Raw genomic sequence first — 18,950 nt, 5'->3', positions numbered from 1 at the left:
GTTCTTGCATGATGGCCGCCAGGTGCCATCGTACGAATGCGATCCAGACGATTTCGTCGCCCGTTCTAGTACGATCAATCTTCCTCTGCCGGTGCTTCAATGCCGACGTCCTTAAACAACTCACCGCGAACCGTCTCGTCCGCGATTAGATCCATGTACAATTCCTGTGGCGTCATTCGAGCTCGCCGCTTGGCCTTTCGGATTTCGGCCGGAAGGATGCTTTGAGGTTCGTGACGTTCAAACCACAAAGCCACTTTCTCCAATGCTTCGATGGCTTCGTTGCGATTCGAGATTTCACCGCGATTGCCGCCACCTCCACTGCCGCCGCCGCTCGGAGCAGCAACAGCACCACCATCAGACGCAGCTTCTTCACCATCGCCGGATTCGCCGTCCGAATCCGAATCGATTAAGCGAGCTCCCGCGACCTGCTTCAGAACCTGTTCCGCCTCTTCCAGTGTTGCGGTAAATCGAGACAGATTCGGCGCGTCTTCTTCGCCCGCTTTTTCAAGGAAGGTCTGATTCAGTGCGGTGACCGCTGCCTTCGCCTGCTCAATTTCTGCGGAGAGGTTCTGATAGAATTCGTCTGTCGTTTCCGCCACTGCTCTATTAAACAGTTCGGACGTAACAGCACCTCGCGCGATGCGCTGATCGCGCTCTTCGGAACTCATCGAATCCAGTTGGCGGGCCTGAGTGTGTTGCCAGACAACAAATTCGCCAACCGACGTGTCGTCCGTCATCGGAACTCGCAGCAACGGATAGGAGATTGCGTCTCCATTAAGTCGTGCGATCGGGAGGATCGTGGTTTCGATTCCGTCCTCGTCCGGCGTGGGCAGCAGTTCGCCTTCGCCCCAGAAGTTTTCGATCAGTTCTCGCGTCAGATTCAGCGACTGAGCCAGCCCGCCGATCCCGCCAAGACGCACCGACGCTTCAATCATATAGGCGACGATTTCCAGGTCTTTCGCCACCGTCTGCAGGTACTCCTGCCCGTTACTCCACACTTCCCGCCATTGACGGATGGCGTCTGAGGAAGACTCTCCCTGAAGGTCGGCCTGAGTTTCCTGGTCACGCGCGTCTTTGCGCGCATCACGCACCTGGCGATACAGGTTATTGGGATCATCGTCATCACGAAGATCGACGCCCCCACGGAATTCACCATCAAAAGGTGTTAATAGAGTTGGAATATCCAGTTCAAGACTCATTCTGAAATATCACTTACCAAAGTCTGTTCAACCGTCCACAATCGACATTGTTGGCGTCGCCCCGCCAGTAAAAGTGCGTCAATCATCGCTGTCTGTCATTCTCAATGCAAGGGAATGCAACGTGCGTGCGTGTAGCCGGCTGGCCCACGCCTTGCTGATACCGATCCGTTCACCCGCATCTTTAATCGTCAAACCTTCAAAGTAGATCCCTTTGATTAAAGTGGCTTCCTGGTCGGGCAATTCTTCGACCAGCTTTCGAATTTCCGTTCGCAGGTCGGCGTCTTCGGCAGCGTCGGACGGCGTATAGTCTTCGGATGGCTCTGGGCTGCCGACACCTTCGCCAGCCCATTGGGTCATAATGTAGGTCATGGACAGAGATCGCGCTGTCTGGCCAAACCAGTTGGTATCTTCAGACTGAGCGTCACTGGGGGACGCTTCCAGCACGTCGTTTGCGTTACGTTCGTAGCGGCCGCGCGCGTAATCCGCTTTGCTGAACCACGCCATGGTGGACAAACCATCAAGTATCGCGCCGCGAACTCGGTAGTAGGCGTAGGTTGTGAACTGCACCCCGCGGTTCTGATCGAAGTCTCGCGCTGCTTCTGCCAGCCCGACCTGGCCAAACCCGATAAGGTCGTCCAGTTCAACACTTCGAGGCACCTTCTGGTGCACCTTCCATGCAATGGACCGAACCAAACCCTGACAACTGTGAATCAATTCGGGCGTGGGGCTGGAGTCGTTGGTCTTCATGACGACTCCTTCGTGAGCGAATGCCAGAGTTGCTCAAGGCGTGCATGAGACCGTGAATCGTCAAACAATGACCTGGCGACGGCCAGATCGACGGAACGTTTCTGCTCTGCCGACAACAGGCGAATTCCGTCTGTCACGGCCGCAACCAGCGAAACCAGCACAGGGTCGACCGACAGCGGATCGTCCGGAAACTGTTTCGCCACCTTTAATAAGCGAGATTTCAACGCCGCGTCTTCGGCCGAATGTTGGCGGTCCGACCGCGTGGCCGATATGACTTGTTCAAGCACATCCGCCAATACCGGCGTGCCCTTTTCGTTTGCCGCCGATTTCGAAGACTCTGCAGATAGCTCCGGTTTATCGGGCGGTTGCGTATCGCGATCGGCTGGCACTTGAACAATCCCGGTAGTAAAGAAGAAATCTGAATCAATTCTTTTGCGACGTTCTGAATTCAGAACTGTGGGAGAATCGTGATTCTCGGCATTTCAATCGCAAGTTACGACACATATTGAATGAATTCTTTGATTATTGATGCAGCCCATGTCGTTGCCGGTAGTGCTCACTTGTATAGACCATGGGTTCACTGCGTTGTGATTCTTGTGGTTCTTTCACAGAATGCCGGGGTTCGTGCCGAGTGAGTTTGTATGGTCTAAGGCACCGACCGTAACAGTAGATGCATAGAAGGAAATCAGATGGGATCAGATTCCGTTCTCTGGGGTGAAGGGCTGTTCTTGCGCCCGCATCACTTTCAGGCGATTGAACGGCTTTCGCACGATAGTTCTTATATTTCGAACGTGTGGGAAACGCCCTTCTTTTATGGGTTGCACCGCCTCGAAATCGATCAGGACGCTTTGTCCAACTGGCGTGTGTCACTGTCCGAATGTCATCTGCGATTCAAAGACGGCACTCAATTGCGCTTTCCTCAGGACGCGCACATTTCGCCTGTTGACATCCCCAAAACTATGTTCGCGAAATCCGATTCGCGGGTTCGCGTGTATGTGGGCGTGTCAGAATTGCGGCGAGGCGTGTCGAACGCGTCTCACGAAAACGATCCGTCGGCCAGATACCTGCGCCATGCAGAAAATGTCGAAGACGAAAACGTGGCCGGCAATCCGCAGGAACTGGAGTTCCGAAAACTGAACCCTCAAATCCTGATCGGCACCGATGCCGCGCGCGGGTTCGATGCCATCCCCATCATGCAGCTTCGACTCGGCGCCACTGCCGAAGCGCCACCACAAATCGATCCTGATTACATTCCGCCACTGTTGGTTAAGGAAGCCTGGGCACCGTTGGAAAGCTTTGTCCGGTCTGTGTACGACCGTCTTGGTGCCACGGCCGAACAGTTTTCTCGCCAGATGATTGACCGGGGCGTGGCTTTCGCCAGCGGTCACAAAGAAGACCTCGAACGCATTCTGCACCTGCATTCTGTGAACACAGCGCTGGGCGGCCTGGCTCATTTTCCATTCACGCCTGGCATTCATCCGTTTCGAGTTTACGAAGGGCTTTGTCGAGCCGTCGGCAGTCTCGCGATATTCCGCAAGGCGCGGCGATTACCGGAATTGCCTCATTACGACCACGACAACATCGGTCCCGCGTTAGCTCGACTACGTGATCTGCTGGATATCGAACCGGAACAATCCACGGACTACGAACGAGTTCCGTTTTCGTCCGAAGGCTTCCAGATGTCTGTGCGTTTGAAGGCCGAATGGCTGGAACCCACATGGGCATTTTATATCGGCGTCGAAGGCGAAACCACTTTCAGTCGCGTGACCGAACTTTTGTCTGAGCGCGAACTGGGCATGAAGGTAGGCAGCTCAGAAGAGGTCGATAAAATATACAGCCGTGGCCGCCGTGGCGTTCGCATTATGCCGGTCGGTGATGCTCCGCGCGCGTTTCCGCGTTCGAATTGGCATTATTTTCGAGTCGACCGCGAAGGCGCGTGGGACAGTGTAGAACGCAGTCTGAACCTGGGCATTCGCTTTAACGAACGCCGCGTGGAAAAACAGGTCAACGGCGAAAACCGAATCGACGTGTCAGACCGGGAAACCGGTAATCTGGTGTCGCTGGCGTTTTCACTGTTTGCTATTAAGAATTCGTCGTCGAGCTAGCTACTTAAACCCAAACTGTCCTCATGGCAAATACCGTTATCAGCCTTGCTGAGCCCTTCTTTCTGAAAGTCCTTGGACTGCTGGAACAAGCTGCGCCCGATGGGCAGCAGTTGCACAAATTGCAGCGGCAGTTGACCGCCGACCTGCAGGCGATCGAGCAGAAAGTGAACTCCGGACTCGTCGGTGGAATCTCCGCCGGCGAATGGATGACGATCAAACGAGTGCTGGTGTACTGGGCCGATGAAGTTCTGACGAATCACATTCGCGACTGGGACGATTACACGCTGGAGCAGGAATACTTCGGCGAACAGAACCGAGCGTGGAAGTTTTACGTCGAAGGTGAAGAAGCAGTCCCGACGGCGGGCAGCGAAGTGGCCGAGCTTTTTTATCTGGCCATCGTGCTGGGCTTTGTCGGCGACATTGAAGACGCCTTCAAAGAAGAACTTCGCACGGACATGCCAGGCGGCCATCAGGACGAAAACGAAGCTCGCCGCTACTGGGCCACTCAATTGCAACGCCGCATTCGCCACGAATCACCGGGCGACATTCAGGGCGAACCGCTGGAAGGCGACGTCGAACCTTTAAGCACAGGCGGCTTCTGGAAGTCCGGCATGGCGGCCCTGCTGATCACATCACTCATTTTTCTGATCGTGCTTGGCTGGCGGTTCCTTGGCGACGATTAGTCGGCCCGCTCGTCGGCCGGTTTATCGGTAGGTAGCCGATAGAACAGCGCGACGGGGATCATCAACACCGCCAACGCTAAAAATGTGGCGTACTGATGTTGGTGAGCTTGCTCGGGTCCGGCTAATGCGTCGATCACCTGTTGCGTCACCCACAGGAACCCGGCCGAAATCAGAATGCCGATCCACGTCATCACATTCATTGCGCCTATCAGTCGTCCCTTTTGTTCGGCGGGCGGCGCTTCCTGAATGTAAACCTGAATGGGGATTACAAAGAAGCCTGCCGACATGCCCAGCAAAAACATGCTCAACCGCAGCATCCATTCGACCGGCGCAGCCACCGCCAGACTGTGAAACAAGCCCTGAATCTGATCCCGACTTTCCGGCGGCCGCCCGACAACTCCGCTGCCGAGCAAAGCGATCAGCAACAGCGAACCAACAATCATCCAGCTTCCACGCGTTGTCCAGCGAGTTCCATCAGCGCGGCCGCCTTTGTTGGCGAACCCGGCAACCACACAGCCGAACGCGATTCCCACGCCGATTGATGCCGCCAGCAGGCTGGTTCGCGTCTTGCTAAGTTGCAGCGTGAGGTCGCCAAGGTTGTTGACGCCTGGTTGAGCGGCCCCGCCGATAAACCAGAACAGCGACATCACCATCATTGCCGCAAACAGAGATGGCTTCTGACGGAACAATCGGCGTACGTCTTTGGGAATGAACAGGTTGCCCGGTTCAAATGGCAGCCCAGGTCTCGCAACAGGAGTGTGCCGAACCAGCAGCGCGGTGGCCGTACCGATCACAGCAATCAGAATGGCGACCATGCTGCACAACCAAAGCGAATTTCCGAGATGATCCAGAGCCACGCCAGCGATCGCAGTACCAAAGATGATCGCCAGAAACGTGGTCATCTGAATTGCGCCGTTCACGGGCAGCAGTTGGCGATGTTTGAACAGTTCAGGAAGGATTCCATACTTCGACGGCCCGAAGAATGCGCTTTGAGCTCCCATGAAGCCCAGCACCACGATTAACAGTTTGAGCTGCCCGGCGGGCGAAAGGCCAGAGAGCATCAGCACCACCAGCGATGCTGCCATCACGGCGATTTCAGCCACCTTGCACCACACGATGATGGTGCGTTTGGAATACCGATCAGACAGCCAGCCGCCGAATCCTGAGAACAGTACAAACGGCAACGCAAACGCCGCCAGAGCCAATGGCTGCAGGTTCGTGCTGCCGACGACGGCCAGTTCCGTACACTTCAGCAACACCATCTGCTTGAAGTAGTTATCGTTGAAAGCGCCCAGAAACTGAGTCGCCAGCAGGCCGCTGAATGCCGAATCGGATTTCAACGGCCGCTCAACGTCGCCGTCTGCAACATCAGCAACAGCGGGGGGCACGTATGGAGTGTCAGAAGCCATTCTGAATAGATCGTGTTCAGGTTGAAGTGAAGCCGCAGGTCAATGCGTGAACACAGGACACTATCAGAAATCACAAGATGAGTACAAAGCGACTGCTGGTGAGTGACGCCAGGAACGCCAGCGTGTCAGGCTGGGTTTGTGGTGTCCTCGGATTGGGCCGCCGAGGGTTATTAACTGTGTGGCCCACTACGAGCATAAGCAACGTGAACACTTCACGCGTCTGCATCAGGCGGGCTCTTGTCCAGGAAGAAAATCAACGCCAGCCGCCCAAGCACGACTCCAACAGCCAGGCAAAGCGTCCAGACGCCCCAGAAAATGATTGGCGAGTCTGCTCGAGACACAACTGTGCTTTGGGGACGAATTTCTCCTGTCTGGATCGCAGCAATACACGTCCAAAAGAAGAAGGCAGAGATCAGTGCAAAGAATAATGCAAAGAGATTTTTGACCATCCCGGAAGTCTAGCATCTTCAAATTGCACCGATCAACAGCACGCTGACACGCGGGACTCGGATGCTTTCTGAATCATGTGCAGTGCCCCGCAAACTGTGCTACTTCTTTCGAGCCAGCAGAAAACGCGCTAGCACTTCAGCGTAATTTTCTTCGATGCTGACTCGGTGATAATCCACGGCCGAATCTCGCACGATCTTTTTCAGGTCGGCCAGATACGTCTGCACGGCGGCTCGATATTGTTTTGCGATCGTTGTGGGATCAACCAGCATCGGAGCGGCACCTTCGAGGTCAACAAACTTCACCGGGCGGTCGAATTCGAAATCGATTTCGCTTTGTTCCAGCAGATGGAATACGGCCACGTCGTGCTTGCGAAAGCGCAGGTGCTGGAAGCAGCTGCGCAGTTCTTCCGGATCGACGAACATGTCCGAGATGATCACGACTAAAGCTCGTTGAGCAATTTTCTCAGCCGCCTGATGCAAAGCCGCGGGCAAACCTGTTTCGCCTTCCGCCTTCATGTCACCCAGTTCATCCAAGACAAACTTCAGATGAGCCGCGCTGCGTTTGGGGCGGATCTCACGCTTGAACTTTTCACCCGCGCAATACAACCCAACGGAATCTCCCTGCCCCGCCGCCAGGTACGCCAGCGTTCCCGCGAGGCTGCGGGCGTAGTCGAGTTTTGTTTTACCAGCTTCCTGACTTCCATTGATGCCAAAGTTCATCGACCCGCTGACGTCGACGATCAGGCACAACCGCAGATTGGTATCGGCTTCGTATTCTTTGATGTAAAAACGGTCGCTGCGGCCCCAGGCTCGCCAGTCAAGGCGGCGCGTGTCGTCGCCGGGGACGTACTTGCGGTATTCAGAAAATTCGAGACTCGAGCCACGAGTCGGGCTGCGATGGCGGCCCGACACGCTGCCGATCATTGGCGTGCGCGCGTCCATAGCAAGGCCGGCAAGGCGAGCGACGACGGCGGGATCGATGAAGTTTCGCATGGGGGTGGGTTTGGGGTTCAGGGTTTAGAGTTTAGGGTTTCAGTGAAAAAGGTGGGGACCATTGGATTTGAGGCTTCTTCCCGAAACCTTAACCCCCGGTTGCCCGAAACCCTTCTAACCCAGCGTCTCCGCATTCAATTCATCCACCAACCGCTTCACGATGTCGATGCTGGTAATGCCTTCAGATTCGGCGTTGAAGGTGGTGAGGACTCGATGGCTAAGAACCGGCTGAGCGACTTCGATGACGTCTTCCAGTCGCACCATATAGCTGCCGGTCAGGGCCGCTCGAGCTTTGGCACCAAGCACAAGATACTGGACGGCTCGCGGACCAGCTCCCCACGAAACCAGCGGCTTCAACCACTCTGGCGATTCATCGACCTTTGGCCGAGTGCGGCGGACGAGGTCGACGGCGAATTCGTAGATATGCTTCGGCACGGGGACGCGACGGACAAGTTCCTGAAACCGAATCACGGACGGACCATCCAAAATGTGGTCCAGTTGCGGCAATGTTCCGCCGGTGGTTGTGCGAGCGATCTCGATCTCTTCCAGCCGCGACGGATAATCGACGGTGATCAGAAACATGAAGCGGTCAAGCTGAGCTTCGGGAAGCGGGTACGTGCCTTCCTGTTCGACTGGGTTTTGAGTCGCCAGTACAAAGAACGGCGGCTCCAGCGTGTATGGTCGACCTACGACTGTCACGCGGTGTTCCTGCATCGCTTCCAACATGGCGGCCTGAGTTTTCGAGGGAGCTCGGTTGATTTCGTCGGCCAGTACAATGTTGGCGAAGACCGGGCCTTTGACGAATTCAAACTCGCGGCGCCCTTCGGCTGTTTCCTGCAGAATGTCGGTGCCGGTGATGTCCATCGGCATCAGGTCGGGAGTGAACTGAATGCGGCTGAAGCTAAGCGACATAGTTTCTGCCAGTCGACTGATCAATAGTGTCTTCGCCAGACCAGGCACACCCATCAGCAGTGAATGTCCGCGTGCGAACAGGCAGATAGCCAGTTGTTCGATGACGGTGTCCTGTCCGACGATGATCTTGGCCAGTTCGGCCTTCAGCTTTTGATGCACATCACGAAGTTCGTCGATTGCGGCGACGTCGTCAGAATGCATTTCGGGGATGGTTTCGGTGATGGACGACATGTATTGCTCACTTGGGGATTTTGTTGCGGTGATGTGTGATATTGAAGGCTTGATAAGAGTCGTTTAACCCGCAGCCGAAGGCGCAGGCGTCTTTTGATCGGGGTCCGTGAGTCTTCCGCTTCTACTGCGGAACAACGTTCCCCAGCAACGCCTGCGCCTTCGGCTGCGGGTTAAACGATCCGCAGGCTTTGCCGCGAATTCTCTCAGTCACATGCCTGTCTGCCTCACTTTGGGATCTGAAAATTAAAGCTGCCGCCGTTTGCCAAATTCACTTGCACATAGCGACCGTTAAAATCGAATTCGCCCTTCATTGCGTTCCATGCTTCCTGCTGAGCTCCCTGAAAAACCGTGGCATCCTGTTTAGAAAACTTAAACAAAGGCATCACTAGTGTTGCCACTTCCTCCATATACTTGCGATACGGATTTTGGAAGTTACCGGAAGGCAGGCTTTCTTCAACAAGCTCCTGCACCTTACTACGTTGTTCGGGCCGCAGCCACAATTCTTTGTCCAGTAGCGCTGTGAGATGAATCGCACTCGAACGGCGCATGGCGACGTGTCGTGTCAGGGCCGGTTCGTATGCAACGGGCAGCAACGATTCGACCGTGTGCTTCCACAAAGCATCCGACTCGATTAAGTTCAGGTCTGGCACGCTTACGCCAAAGCTGAAGTTGCCGCCAAAACGTCCGGCCTGATCTTCATAGGTTTTTAGCCGCTGGCGAGTCGTCTTCTTCCAGTCTTCGATCAGGTTTTCCGCAACTCCCTTGCCCGCAATCTCCAAGTGACGAGCGTCCTCGTCAGACAAGCCCCACTCAGCCTGCCCATAGGCGGCTCGCACAGCGCAAGCTCGGCTGATACGTTCGCGTTGAATCTTCGATGCCTCAAGCAGCTTGTCTCCCCACGTGTGCATCCCTTCGCTGGAAGAAAAATACAGGTACTGCTCGTTGCTCACGCCATTATTATTCTGGCTCGCCGCAGCGTCACTGAAGTCTTTCGCGCGAGCTCGCTGAGCCGCATTCAGGCACTTGAGGTGATCGCCGCGTCGCAGCAAAAAGGCAAGGGACTGTTGTTTGTAGTAGTAGCTTTGCGGTGTGAACGCGAAGGAACTGCCTTCCATCCCGTCCAGCCGTTCTCGCAGCGGCTGATACATTTCTTTGCGTTGAGCGGCCGTCAGATAGAGTTCCTCATCCAACATATTCAGAACGCGTTCAACGGTAGCATGCAGATGAAAGGCGCGACGTTCATCGGCGGCAGCGGAAAGCCTGTCCAGTTGTTCGTCGTTTAGTAGGCCATTCAGTTTGCGTTGTTGTCGTGTGAGGTCCAGCTGCTCCGCCGTGCCCATCGCAAGAGTGAACTTCACAGGAAACGTGTCGTGCAGCGGGTCTCGATTGGGGTCTGGCTTCCAGTCCTTTTGCTTCTCGGCCACGCGATCTGCGGCGAACTTCTGCAGTAGAGCGGTTTCCTCAGGCGACAATTCGCAAACCGGCGCGATCCATTCGACCATGGCATTGGAATAGGCGGTCAACCGTTCTTCGCGGCGTTTGAGCTGATCAGGCGCGGGCTCAGGCAGAGCGGGCTGGGCCATTTGCCGGATCCGTTGCGCCGGCACGACCTTCTTTTCGCCCACGGCTTCTCGCAGTAGATCGCCCAGCGCGTCGGCGAATTTTTCGACCACCGTTTCCTTCTTCTGAGCCACCGCTGACTCATTCATCAGCAGTACACTGATCAAGGTGAGTGCGGTTAAGGTGGCCCGGAACAGATTCATGCGGATTCGATCTGGCAGGAAAACGGGACGGAAAGGTCCCCGATTTTTCGCAACTCTACACAGAATTGCAACTGGATTGTGCAAGTTGACCGCAACGCGTCAGCCCACTGATCGCCACGTTCTTACAAGAACAGCTTACAATCAGACAACTGCGTCTGCAGCGAATATCTTCGCCCAAACAGCCCCAATTAGACGGCCAGCGTTCCTCCCAAATGGCTCGATTCGGCAGCCCGGCGGCAGGAAAAACCGTGTGACCGTCGGTGTTCAACCACGTGGGAGGTGGCCATTCTCCCGTAGTCACCCCCATCCTGCGACAATCTGTCTGGCAAAAACCGCGGTCTCGGCAGAATTCAGCAAAATCGTATTCTGACATCTTTCAGACAAATTGACTCTGCGCAGCAATCATTCAGATGCGTATACTGTTGGCCTGCGTACGTACGCCTGCAGACGTCCCACTTCATGGAGCATTGAAGTATGAGTACACCCGCAATTCGACTGCCCGACACGACGAGGCGGCGTCTGGACGACTTTCGGAGTCACGTCCGAAAGATCAAAGTGGCGGAAGGAATCCTGGCGGGACTGTTCGGCCTGGCGTTGTCGTACGTCGCCGTCTTTATCCTCGACCGGTTCATTGATACCCCCGCCATCGTGCGTGGAGCGATTCTTGTTGGCGGCTGCCTGGGACTGGGCCTGTTCTTTCCATTGAAGTGCCACCGCTGGGTGTGGGGCACTCGGCGCATGGAACAAGTGGCCACCATTTTGAAGCAGCGTTTCCCGAGTCTCGGGGACCAACTGCTGGGTGTCGTGGAACTCGCACGTGAAGACACGAAACTTGGCACAAGCGAAACACTGGCGCGAGCCGCCGTTGAACACGTGGACTTAGTCGTCCGCGACAAAGACTTTTCCGACGCCGTCCCCAAACCTCGCCACAAGCGATGGGCACTGGCGGCAGCTGTACCGGCAGCCTTGATGCTGCTTGCACTGCTGATCGTGCCAGCCGCTGGCTCCAACGCGCTGCAGCGCTGGTTGATGCCGTGGAAAAACGTGGAACGCTACACGTTTGCTCAGGTGTCGAACCTTCCCAAAGCCATTGTGGCTCCTCACGGTGAAGAGTTCGACGTTTCAACTCAGCTTGCCGAAACGACTCAATGGTCGCCCGGCGAAGGTACGGTTCAGTTCAACGACCAATCACCGGTGAAAGCAGAACTGAAGCAGGGTTCGTACACGTTTAAAGTGCCTCCTCAAACCGAAACTGGCAAACTAAGTGTCCGCATCGGCGACATTCGCAAATCGATGGACGTGCAGGTTGCGACTCGCCCGGAACTTTCCGCGTTAACGGCATCCGTCAAGCTGCCGGATTATCTTCAGTATTCGCGAGACCTTCAAACAGACGTGCGCGGCGGCGTGGTGTCGGTCTTGAAAGGGAGCGTCGCCAGCTTCGACGCAGAAATTAGTCGTAACCTGCAAACGGCTTCCGTGCAGGGCAAAGCGACCAAAGTGGACGGTAACAAAATCAAGCCGGAACCTGTGGCCGTCGCCGATTCAGAAACTCTGGAATTGCAATGGAAGGACGAACTGGGGCTGTCTGCCAAAGATGCCTTCAAGCTGAAGATCAAAGCGGTTGAAGACGGCGAACCCAACGTGACCTTCCAGCAGCTTGACACTCAGCAGGTCGTACTTTCCACCGACACGATCACCTTCGACGTTCAGGCCGACGACGATTACGGCCTGAAGGAAATCGGGCTGGAATGGAAGGGCATCGAAGACGCACTCAGAAATCCGAACCCTGAAAACGGCGACAAGGTGATTGCCAAAGGAGCCGCCGAGCAGCCCGCGTTTTCTGGCAAGGCAACCTTCTGCGCATTAAACGATAAGGTGAAGCCTCAGTCGTTGCAGATTCGAGCGTACGCGGAAGACTTCAAGCCGGAACGTGGCCGAGTCTACTCACCGACGTATGTGATCCACGTGCTGACACCAGAAGAACATGCAATTTGGGTAACGAACCAGTTGCGCCGCTGGGCCAGTCTGGCGGACGACGTGTACGAAGAAGAAATGCGGCTGCACAACGCCAACCGCGAATTGCGTCGCATGAGTAACGACGAATTAAACAATCCGAAAACACGGCGTCGTATCGAACAGCAGTCTGCGGCCGAACGAGCCAACGGACAGCGACTTGGTGCAGTCACAGATCACGGCGAAAACCTGATTCAACAGGCACTACGTAACGAAGAAATGATGGTCGGTCATCTGGAAACCTGGGCCGATGCATTGGAAGCTTTGAAAGAGATTTCAGAAAACCGAATGCCGAACGTTGCCGACATGCTGGCGGAAGCGGCGAAGGCTCCTGGAAAAGCAAGCGGCAAACCCGGTAAGCCTGCCAAGGGTAAACCCGGGAATGCCAAGTCGGCTCCTAAGGCTGGCAACAACAGAGGCAAGCCGGGCGAAGGTGGCGGCGAAACAGAACCTTCCGACAAAGAAATCCCGGCCGTTCCGCAGCTTACGGATGTGGAATCCGGCTTCATGGAGTCCGAAAAAGGCGAAGGCGACGATCCACCGAAAAAGCCGAGCAAAGGGAAGTTGACATTGCCAACGACCGTGCTGCAGGGCGGGCCCAAGCCGGACAAAAAAGAAGAGGACGGGCCAACTCAGGAAAAGGTTGACGAAGCTGTCGAAGAACAGGCCGATCTGCTGGAAGACTTCGCCAAGGTTCGCGAAGACCTGCAGAAGATTATGGACGACCTCGAAAACAGCACGTTCGTCAAACGTCTGAAGGCTGCATCACGTCGGCAGATGGAAGTGGCTGAAGATCTGAACAAGACATTGTTCAAAGGCTTTGGCCTGGCGGCTTCCAAACTGGACGGGCGTCAAACCCAACAGACGCTCAAAATTGCCGAACGCGAGGTGGCTCAAAGCCAGTCGGTTTGGAATATCCAATCCGATCTGGAAGCCTATTACGACCGTCGCAAAAACGAGACCTTCCTAAACATCATCAATGAAATGAAAGAGGTTCGTATCACAACCAAGCTGGATGGGCTTGGTGAACGAGTGAAACAAAACCTCAGCGGAGAATCGATCGCTCGCGCAGAATACTGGTGTGATACGCTCGATCGGTGGGCGGAAGAACTCGTTGAACCCAGTCAGTGCGGCAAGTGCCCCGGTGGGTCCAGCGACAGTTTACCGCCATTCATTGTGTTGGAAGTCATGCGGATTCTGGAAGCAGAAATGGACCTCCGGGAAGAAACTCGCGCGACGGAACAGGCTCACGAAGCACTGCCTACGGACGAGTACCTGGAACGAGCGAACGTGTTGTCGGTCACTCAGGACGGGCTGCACAAACGATTGCAGAGCGTGGTGGTCGACATCAAAGCGCTGCCGGATGCTGAAACTAACTTTGGCAAGGAGCTGAAGCTTATCGGTCAGGCCGTGCAGGTCATGGCTGAAGCGACTGAGATTCTTGCCGAGCCGGACACAGGGCCTCAGGCGATCGCTGCGGAAACGGAAGTGATCGAATTGTTGCTGCAATCCAAACGAGCCAATCCGAAAGGAGGAGGCGGCGGCGGTTCGTCACCCGGCGGCGGAGGTAGTGGAGACACCGATCGGCCTGCATTGGCACTCTACGGTGCCGGCGCCGACTTGAAGGCTCAGATTGAAGATCGAGACGTGCAGCAAACAACTGGCACCGCTGGCACAAGCCTTCCCGCCGAATTCCGCGACGGGCTGGACGCGTTCTTTAACGCGGTGGAGACCATTCAGTAGAGGAAATGGCACAGGGGAAACGGAACAATCCCAGCACTGTTGGAACAAGTTATGTCGTGGATCGCTCCGGGATCCAACGCGGCACTGCTGCCACAATCAGCGACAACCAAAAAGGATTGTTCCGACTTCCCTACACCCACTTTGTCATTTGTGAACAACGGCAGCCTGTAAAGGATTGCTGAAGTCCAATACCGCGGACGACAGCCATCACTGAACGAAGTCACTGAGAAACGTATGCGACAACCACGGCACACTATTCCAGTTCTGTTTCTTGCCATTGCTGCGGCTGTGGCTTCTTCTGCCGTCGCTCGGGACCCGCAGCTCCGCTTTGGAACCGGTGTTCCGCCTGATGTTGAAATGATTTATGAACGTGGCTTGTCGTGGCTGGCGGAAAGTCAGGGCGAAGCCGGCAACTGGGGCACTCAAGCAGCCAGTCATGGGCACGGTTCCGGCGGAGCAGGTATAACCGGAATGTGCATCATGTCGTTCATGGCCAGCGGCGAAGACCCGAATTTCGGGAAGTACAGCGAACACATTCGCAGAGCTGTCCGCAATATCATAACCGCTCAAAGTGCCAGCACGGGATACCTTGGCAACAGCATGTACCATCACGGATTCGGCATGTTGGGCCTTGCCGAAGTGTATGGCGCATTGGATGAAGACACTCTGTGGACGGGAGCGGACACCAGCAAGAAACGCAGCATCGGTGAAGCTCTGGAACTGGCCGTGCGTTGCGCGGTGACGTCGCAAAAGAATAATCAATGGGGCGGCTGGAGATATTCGCCCGAATCCCGTGACGCCGACACATCAGTTTCCGGTGCGATCATGGTCGGCCTGATTGCGGCTCGCAACGCAGGCATGAAAGTGCCGGACGAATGCATCGATAAAGGTCTGGACTACTTCAAAAAGATGACCTCCACTCGCGGCGGAGTCGGCTATTCCGGCGGCGTTGGCGGGCTGGGTGGTTCGAAAAACCTTCAGGCCATTTCGTCGCTGGTTTTCGCAATCGGTCGGCGTAAAGAAGCGGCCGAATACAAGGCCGTGGCGAAACAAGTCGTGGGCAACATCCAACATCAGGAAGGTTCTTACCCGTTCTATTTTCGGTACTATATGGCTCAGGCCTTGTTTCAGGGCGACTTCGATGCGTGGAACAAGTGGAACACGAAAACGATTCGCCAGTTAAAAGACATGCAGGCCGACGACGGCAGTTTTTCGTCGAGCCACGGACCTGTGTACGGCACGGCAATGTCGATGCTGGCGTTGGCTTTAAACTATCGCTTCCTGCCGATCTACGAACGTTAGATTGATACGTTGGTCTTTCGAGACCGTCGAATGAAGTACTGAATTCAGATGACGATCCACAAAAACTTCGCCATTGTTTTGGCCGCGCTGCTCGCTGTCCCGCTTTATGCGGCCGAACAGGAAATGGGCACGCTGTTCTGGGGCAATGGCGACAGTCTGGCGGGACAGCTGGTTTCGGCGAAGGGCGATACGCTCGTCTGGCAATCGCCCTTGTTCGCAGACCCTTTGCAGATCGATCTGGGAGTTCTGTCTGCCGTCAGCTTTCCGGAATCTGAAACGTCAGAAGCGGAAACAGAGTCAAACGACGAATTTCGTATCACGCTGGTCAATCACAACGTGCTACACGGCAGCATTGCAAAAGTCGAAGACAACACGATTCACTTCAACAGCCGACGGCACGGCAGCCTGCGTTTGGAACAGGATCAAATCCTAAGTCTGCAGCGTGCGCAAAATAAAGGCCTGCTGTACTATGGACCTCGAGGTCTTGACGGATGGACGCCGCGCGGCACCAAAGCAAAGCTCACTGACTGGCACGAGGAAAATGACGGCAGCCTGACGACGCCCAAGGGCGAAACGGGGCTGCTTAAGGCGATGGAATTCCCCGATCGCTGCGAAGTGGAAATCGTACTGACATCGACCTCAGTACCGGACTTTGTGCTGTCACTCGGCAGCCGCGAAAACGGAAATCCGCGCGTCGAAATGTGGGGCGACGAACTGATCTGCCGCTGCGGCCTGGACTTTGTCGAACTGAAATCGGTGGCCCCGGATAGCCGCAAACTGCACTTTCACGTCTTTGTCGACTTCAAACAAAAAGTCATGGCCGTCTATTCCAGTGCCGGGCAACTGCTGGGGAAGACGGATTCAAAAGACTGGGAAGTTCCGACTCAGGGGCTCATTGTCGAAGCCGTCGAAGGCGACCTCACCATCAAGCGACTGCGTATCAGTGAATGGGACGGTAGTCTGCCCAAGAATCTGCGCCCCGGTGAAACTCGAGTTCACACGCTGGACGGAGACGTTCGTTACGGCAGCATCGCTGGCTTTTCTGAAGAAGATCAAGTCCTTCAGGTGGCGTTAAATCAGGAAGCCAAAAGTAAGGATACAGACGAGACGGCAACGGGTGCGGACGCCGAGAAAACGGACGCGGTGGAACAGCCCGCTGAGGAACAGGCCGCTGAGAAACAGGACGCAGAAATGCTGGAAACGATCGACCTTCCGATCGCCAACGTCACTCGTATCGTGCTGTCCACAAAGGAAGAACAGCCAAACGACAAGGGCAAGACGCTGGTGTCCTGGAAGAACGGTGGGTTCGTGTCGGGCACGATGGTGGCAATGACTAACGAGCAGATTTCCATTGATACCGGCTATTCAGATCGGCCGATCGTTTCGAAACTCGCGGGCGTGCGACGGATCAAGCTGCCCAATTCAGTCACCCCCGAAGACGAACCGGATCGCCTGTTCTTTGAAGGCGGATCGCTGCGAGGCAACCTGACGGTGGAAGATCACGATTCTTCGCCGATACGCTGGAAGCCCGTCGGCGGGCGCAATGCGACCACGCTTGTGTCTAAGGGTAAAGCTCGTTTTCAGCGAGGCCACGAGCCCGAAACGCTGGCGATCGACACAAAGCAGTATCCTGACGTTGTCTTCCTGAAAGACGGCGACGTGTTTCCCTGCCTGCTGCAAAAGTCCGATGCGGCGAGCATTCAAATTACGACGCCGGTGGCGGGAGTCCGGCAGCTTGACGTGGCTCATGTGCAGGCCATCGAACTCGGCAGCATCACGCGAGCACGCCAGGCTGGCTTTACGGCGGATGGATGGAAGCGAACCATTGGAAGTCCCGTTCATCGTGACGGCAGCCTGCGTTTTTCTTCGAGTGCGGCCTATGGCAATGAGAACATCCTGACCGGAAACGTAGTCAGTTTTCATCTGGAATGGACGCCTCAGACGTATGGCAGTCTGACCACGTGGCTGTACGCCGACTCACTTCGTTCACCTGAAGCTGGACTCCCCATCTGCATTCAGTTTAGTCCGAATCAGTTGACGATCACTGACCGCCCGCCGGATATGAACAACAGACGGATTGTGTTTGGTGCCCAGGGGCAGCCAGGTGATGCGAAGGGCGTCGTGCGGTTGGTTGAACAAAAAGCGGACGTGCAACTGATCACCCGCGACGGAAACGTGCAGGTGATGGTCAACGGCAAAGAAGCGAATAGCTTCGAACTGACATCGGTAGCCGCCGGTTCGCGAGCACTACTGTTTGCAACCAACATCACTCGCGTCAGTAACCGAATTGTGCGCAACGGGCAGGTACAAAATGGCGTAACCGGCGTGCCTCTGGCTGTTTCCAATTTCGAAGTCCGCAATGTCGCGGGCACTTCGGTCGCTCAGTTCATCAACGCAGAAGCTCGACAACGCACGCTTACGATTCCTCGCTTCCAGAAAGACGATCCTCCAACGCACATTCTTCTGGCCCCCAACGGCGATCTGCTGCGTGGCCGCTTGATTGGCGTGGAAGATGGCATGGTGCGTTTCGAATCACGTCTCGAAACGTTTCGGTTCCCTCGTGATCGCGTTTCAGCCATTGTGTGGCTGCCGCCGCCGGCCGGTGACGAATCGGAAGACGCAGCAGAACCCGTCGCACAAACGGAACGAGACGAAACGGCTGTGCAGGCTCAACTAGACAACGGCTATACGCTAACTATGACGCCGGAACGGATGGCGGACGGGCAGTTGATCGGTAAGTCCAGTTTGTTGGGCGAATGTCGTATTCCTGCGAAGGCAATTCGCGACCTGTTCTTAGGCAGCGCGGACGGTCGTGAAGAAATACTGTCCTACGTGAACTGGATTCCGGAACGGGCCAAAGAACCGGAATGGAAACTGCCCGACGGTGGCGACGTCGACGAAGCAGAATCCGCGCTGGTCGGACAATTTATGGACGACTTCGAACTGGAAACACTGGACGGCGGCACCTTCCGACTTAGTGATCATCAGGACAAAATTGTGGTGCTCGACTTCTGGGCGTCGTGGTGTGGCCCGTGCGTTGCCGCGTTGCCTCAATACATCAGCGCCACGTCGAAGTTCGACGAATCACAGGTCATCTTCGTGGCCGTCAATCTGGAAGAAGCCCCGGATCGGATCCAAACATTCTTAGACCGGCAGAACCTTGCACCGCTGGTCGCTTTGGATCGTGGTTCCTTAATTGCCAGACGCTTCGGCGTGACCGGCATTCCTCATTCCGTGGTCCTGGGCAAAGGAGCCGTGGTCAAACACGTCACCGTTGGCTTTAGGCCGGGCGCTGGCGAAAAGTTGGGCGAACGCATCGCAAAGCTGCTGGACGGCACGGACGAAGCAATGCCGGATAAGCCTGAGCCGGCCAATTAGAGCGGCTCCTTATCCAGGCCTGC

General features: G+C 55.7%; 12 protein-coding genes. 5 read left to right on the top strand and 7 right to left on the bottom strand.

Going from position 1 to position 18,950, the window contains the following annotated elements; translation table 11 throughout:
* Positions 1 to 74 precede the first annotated feature (74 nt).
* From tssA to Fuma_RS09700, 3 genes are all read right to left on the bottom strand, one after another.
* The gene (gene tssA / locus Fuma_RS09710) at positions 75 to 1,199 is read right to left on the bottom strand and encodes a type VI secretion system protein TssA (protein ID WP_077023963.1); all 1,125 of its coding nucleotides are present in this window, start codon (positions 1,197 to 1,199) and stop codon (positions 75 to 77) included.
* A gap of 78 nt (positions 1,200 to 1,277) precedes the next feature.
* Entirely contained in the window at positions 1,278 to 1,946 is a 669-nt protein-coding gene (locus Fuma_RS09705; RefSeq protein WP_077023962.1) for a sigma-70 family RNA polymerase sigma factor, read from the bottom strand.
* Positions 1,943 to 2,335, bottom strand: coding sequence for a hypothetical protein (locus tag Fuma_RS09700; RefSeq protein ID WP_077023961.1), 393 nt, complete (start codon positions 2,333 to 2,335; stop codon positions 1,943 to 1,945). The genes Fuma_RS09705 and Fuma_RS09700 overlap by 4 nt, the downstream gene beginning before the upstream one ends.
* A 300-nt stretch (positions 2,336 to 2,635) precedes the next feature.
* Here Fuma_RS09700 and tssK point away from each other — a divergent pair, with 300 nt between their 5' ends.
* Entirely contained in the window at positions 2,636 to 4,051 is a 1,416-nt protein-coding gene (tssK, locus tag Fuma_RS09695) for a type VI secretion system baseplate subunit TssK (RefSeq protein ID WP_077023960.1), read from the top strand.
* A 23-nt stretch (positions 4,052 to 4,074) separates the two neighbouring features.
* Positions 4,075 to 4,734, top strand: a complete 660-nt coding sequence (locus tag Fuma_RS09690) for a DotU family type IV/VI secretion system protein (protein ID WP_077023959.1) — start codon at positions 4,075 to 4,077, stop codon at positions 4,732 to 4,734.
* On the opposite strand, the gene Fuma_RS09685 is transcribed toward Fuma_RS09690, so the two are convergent.
* From Fuma_RS09685 to Fuma_RS09665, 4 genes are all read right to left on the bottom strand, one after another.
* The gene (locus Fuma_RS09685; RefSeq protein WP_077023958.1) at positions 4,731 to 6,143 is read right to left on the bottom strand and encodes an MFS transporter; all 1,413 of its coding nucleotides are present in this window, start codon (positions 6,141 to 6,143) and stop codon (positions 4,731 to 4,733) included. The genes Fuma_RS09690 and Fuma_RS09685 overlap by 4 nt on opposite strands.
* 548 nt (positions 6,144 to 6,691) lie before the next feature.
* Positions 6,692 to 7,585, bottom strand: coding sequence for a DUF58 domain-containing protein (locus Fuma_RS09675; protein WP_077023956.1), 894 nt, complete (start codon positions 7,583 to 7,585; stop codon positions 6,692 to 6,694).
* 114 nt (positions 7,586 to 7,699) lie between these two features.
* Positions 7,700 to 8,728 (bottom strand): AAA family ATPase, encoded by a 1,029-nt coding sequence (locus Fuma_RS09670; protein ID WP_077023955.1) that lies wholly within the window; start codon positions 8,726 to 8,728, stop codon positions 7,700 to 7,702.
* 224 nt (positions 8,729 to 8,952) lie between these two features.
* A complete protein-coding gene (locus tag Fuma_RS09665) occupies positions 8,953 to 10,491 on the bottom strand; it encodes a hypothetical protein (RefSeq protein ID WP_077023954.1) in 1,539 nt (512 codons plus the stop codon).
* Between the two features lie 474 nt (positions 10,492 to 10,965).
* Here Fuma_RS09665 and Fuma_RS09660 point away from each other — a divergent pair, with 474 nt between their 5' ends.
* From Fuma_RS09660 to Fuma_RS09650, 3 genes are all read left to right on the top strand, one after another.
* Entirely contained in the window at positions 10,966 to 14,247 is a 3,282-nt protein-coding gene (locus tag Fuma_RS09660) for an ICP22 family protein (protein WP_077023953.1), read from the top strand.
* Positions 14,248 to 14,481: 234 nt separating this feature from the next.
* Positions 14,482 to 15,549: a squalene--hopene cyclase gene (locus Fuma_RS09655; protein WP_077023952.1), complete on the top strand. Its 1,068-nt coding sequence runs from the start codon at positions 14,482 to 14,484 to the stop codon at positions 15,547 to 15,549.
* A gap of 48 nt (positions 15,550 to 15,597) precedes the next feature.
* Positions 15,598 to 18,927 carry a TlpA family protein disulfide reductase gene (locus tag Fuma_RS09650; RefSeq protein WP_077023951.1) on the top strand — a complete coding sequence of 1,110 codons (3,330 nt, stop codon included), beginning with the start codon at positions 15,598 to 15,600 and terminating at the stop codon, positions 18,925 to 18,927.
* Positions 18,928 to 18,950: the final 23 nt, after the last annotated feature.

This window comes from Fuerstiella marisgermanici (genome assembly GCF_001983935.1).
Lineage (GTDB): Bacteria > Planctomycetota > Planctomycetia > Planctomycetales > Planctomycetaceae > Fuerstiella > Fuerstiella marisgermanici.
Note: the sequence above shows the minus strand (reverse complement) of the source record. Positions and strands in the feature narration are given on the sequence as shown.

What these genes read in the sequence shown, in the direction of transcription:
- Fuma_RS09685 (WP_077023958.1), bottom strand. Translation starts at nt 6,143, where the DNA reads ATGGCTTCTGACACTCCATACGTGCCCCCCGCTGTTGCTGATGTTGCA.
- Fuma_RS09675 (WP_077023956.1), bottom strand. Translation starts at nt 7,585, where the DNA reads ATGCGAAACTTCATCGATCCCGCCGTCGTCGCTCGCCTTGCCGGCCTT.
- Fuma_RS09665 (WP_077023954.1), bottom strand. Translation starts at nt 10,491, where the DNA reads ATGAATCTGTTCCGGGCCACCTTAACCGCACTCACCTTGATCAGTGTA.
- Fuma_RS09705 (WP_077023962.1), bottom strand. Translation starts at nt 1,946, where the DNA reads ATGAAGACCAACGACTCCAGCCCCACGCCCGAATTGATTCACAGTTGT.
- Fuma_RS09660 (WP_077023953.1), top strand. Translation starts at nt 10,966, where the DNA reads ATGAGTACACCCGCAATTCGACTGCCCGACACGACGAGGCGGCGTCTG.
- tssA (WP_077023963.1), bottom strand. Translation starts at nt 1,199, where the DNA reads ATGAGTCTTGAACTGGATATTCCAACTCTATTAACACCTTTTGATGGT.
- tssK (WP_077023960.1), top strand. Translation starts at nt 2,636, where the DNA reads ATGGGATCAGATTCCGTTCTCTGGGGTGAAGGGCTGTTCTTGCGCCCG.
- Fuma_RS09690 (WP_077023959.1), top strand. Translation starts at nt 4,075, where the DNA reads ATGGCAAATACCGTTATCAGCCTTGCTGAGCCCTTCTTTCTGAAAGTC.
- Fuma_RS09670 (WP_077023955.1), bottom strand. Translation starts at nt 8,728, where the DNA reads ATGTCGTCCATCACCGAAACCATCCCCGAAATGCATTCTGACGACGTC.
- Fuma_RS09655 (WP_077023952.1), top strand. Translation starts at nt 14,482, where the DNA reads ATGCGACAACCACGGCACACTATTCCAGTTCTGTTTCTTGCCATTGCT.
- Fuma_RS09650 (WP_077023951.1), top strand. Translation starts at nt 15,598, where the DNA reads ATGACGATCCACAAAAACTTCGCCATTGTTTTGGCCGCGCTGCTCGCT.